Origin of the sequence: Vreelandella hamiltonii (assembly GCF_014651775.1) — a bacterium.
GTDB classification, from domain to species: Bacteria; Pseudomonadota; Gammaproteobacteria; order Pseudomonadales; family Halomonadaceae; genus Vreelandella; species Vreelandella hamiltonii.
In genome coordinates this window covers 1-2,528 of record NZ_BMXN01000051.1, presented here as the reverse complement: position 1 = coordinate 2,528, position 2,528 = coordinate 1, and the positions used below count along the sequence as shown (strand labels likewise).

The 2,528-nt window shown below is 55.3% G+C and carries 3 protein-coding genes; all 3 read right to left on the bottom strand.

Annotation, left to right across the window (positions count from 1 at the left end; all coding sequences use genetic code 11):
- Positions 1 to 136 precede the first annotated feature (136 nt).
- On the bottom strand, positions 137 to 490 hold the full coding sequence (locus IE091_RS18270) for a plasmid mobilization protein (RefSeq protein WP_189464320.1): 354 nt from the start codon (positions 488 to 490) through the stop codon (positions 137 to 139).
- Between the two features lie 404 nt (positions 491 to 894).
- Complete coding sequence (locus IE091_RS18265; RefSeq protein ID WP_189464319.1) at positions 895 to 1,173, bottom strand: hypothetical protein; 279 nt, start codon at positions 1,171 to 1,173, stop codon at positions 895 to 897.
- A complete protein-coding gene (locus IE091_RS18260) occupies positions 1,170 to 2,060 on the bottom strand; it encodes a protein rep (RefSeq protein WP_229800905.1) in 891 nt (296 codons plus the stop codon). Before IE091_RS18260 ends, IE091_RS18265 begins: the two co-directional genes overlap by 4 nt.
- Between the last annotated feature and the right edge of the window lie 468 nt (positions 2,061 to 2,528).

The window sequence follows — 2,528 nt, the reverse complement described above, 5'->3', positions numbered from 1 at the left end:
GGGGGGGGTCAAAACCCCAAAACCCTGTTTGGCATGAGGGTATCGAGGCTTTGAGACTATGCAGAATCGCGCAGGGCGAAGAGGCTTGGAGGTCTGGGAGCCGTGCGGTTTGTCGTGCGTGGCCTAGCGGCCACCATCACCCAATCAGCAACGCCGCTGCATAACCCACGCATGCACCGACCGCGAGCAACACCAATCCGACTATCCCAACAACGCCGATCACCAGCACAGCGTCAGACCGAAGGCGTTTCCCCACCTGCTGAACGTGTTTTTCAAGCTCCTGCACGGTCTCCGTCATCGAGTGAAGCGCTCGCTCTTGCTCGTCCACCATCGCCCTGGATCGTGTGGCCACAACCTCAGGTTCAAAGCCTGTGACTAGCTCACGAACGTAGGACGTAACCTTGAGATTTTTGGCCTTCGCTTTGACCTCGATGCGCTCTTTCTCATCGTCGGTTACACGGAAGGAAATGACCGAAGTTCGACCGCTCATAAATACCGCCTGTTTACAGTGTGTAGACAAGCGTAAGCCCAGCATTCATGCGGTTCAAAACAATTTTGGTGGGGGATGAGGTGTAAACGGTTTTAAAAAGACAGGCACGCTACGGATGTATACAAATTCGCTGCGCTGCTTTGCATAATCCGGCGTCCCAAAGGGGTGCCTTTGAATCCCTGAAACTAACGTTTCTGCGTCATCCGGTGCACGATGACGGTTAGCACAATGCCAGCGAGTACAGGGGTGAAGAGCAGCAGGTAACGACCGACCATTTCCCAGTCCATAACACCTCCGAGCTGTCACACTTTGTCCGTATAGTATCAAGTTAAAGGGCAACCCTTGCCCTGTTCTAGCCGTCCCGCTGCGCAGGACGACCAGAACAGGGCAAGGGCCAACCCAACTCAGGACAAACGACCAACAGCGTGGTTAGCGCGGATGGTGACAGCCAGCAAACGGTCACGGACTTCATCCAGATCGTGCGGCATGATTGCCGGCATATTTGAACAGGCACGAACGGCAATAGCCGCTTCACCTAATGCCATGAGCACATCAATGGCCATATCCGGCGTGAGGTCTTGTTCCAGCAGCTTGTCCACGTCATTTAAGGATTCGTGACAGTCTTTCAGGATCATGGCGCCGAACTCGATATCAGCAAGGTATTCAGGGCTAAAACCACTCATTGGCTGTTCTCCTGCGAAGGTTTATCCGCGTTGGGGGCACGTCGATAACGGCGCTCGTGTTCACGCCAGTTGAACGCCAGGCGTGAGCCGTCGTCCTGCTTTCCGTCACCGTCGATCAGTGCCAGGTCGTCGTCTGTCTCCTGATCCACCTTCAAAATGTGCTTCAACGCGCCTCCGGTGGCGACAAACCGGAGCTTGTGCGTTTGCTTGGTCAACTCCAAGAACCAACCTTCATCGGCCACCATGTCAGTGGGCTTCGTGGAGTATTTGAGGGTTTCTGCGACCGCGCCTTGTAACGCAGCTGCAGTAGCATCAGTCGGCGTCTGGCCGCTCTTGGGTGCCCGCGGTTTCACTGCGCGCACATCGACGTTCGGCAGGTAGTCCAGGCGCATCACATCGGCCCAAAGCTCTACCCAGCGAGCATGTTTGACGTAGGCCGAACCCTTGAACCATGAAGGCGGCACCATCAGCAGGGCGTGGAAGTGAGGGTGAGCGCTCCCATCAGAGCCACGTGTGACCTCAGTGGTACGCACCCAACCCAACACAGGCTTGAAATCACGTCGCTTAATCAGACGCTGCCAAGCGCTATTCATGGCTTGCAGGGTGCTACGCAGATCCTCAATGGGGCAGTTACGAACAGTGAGCGTTAGGAAGATCCAACGCGCTTTGGGATGCTCTTCGACCAGCTTGGGAAGGGACTGATAGAAACGGGCTTGCCACATGAGCGATCGTCTCCACTGGCACACCGGACAATGCCGCACCCGGCAGAAGTGAGCCTCTCTGAGCCGTAGACGACTTTCCCCCGTCGCCTGATCATCAACCCAGCCAAACCGTAAAACACCCGCACATTCGGCCATACGAGCCGCGTAGCGCTCGAAACGGGCCACACCCGCATATATCCCCCCAACGTCGTCTGAAATCGCTCTGTGGGCGTCCCAGGGCTTATCTGAGGGGCTGTACTCAGTCAAATGTCCGTCTGAGCTGCTGTGAGACGCTACGGAGGGTTTACTGGTTATTCTGGCAGACGTGTTACAGGGATGGTCTGCCCGTGACATTGGCGACAAAGGTGATATATCCTTCACGCAGGAAGGCGCTAAATCTTCCATGAGAAACCCTGTTCGATTGTGCTGTGAGAGGCTTCAATCATCAGGGTTTTTCTTTGACCTGTCAAAAGTGCTCCAAACCCGCATGGTTACTGGCCTGAAGCAGGTTTTTGCATCCGCTATTTATCCCTTAAGTATAAATACAAGGAAAACCGCCCTCCGCAGCGGCCAATTTTCGCGCCCTAAATCTGTCCCTTTATGAGCCCTTTTGGCCGCCCGAGTCTCACCAGTGAGACAAATAGTCGGGGGGGG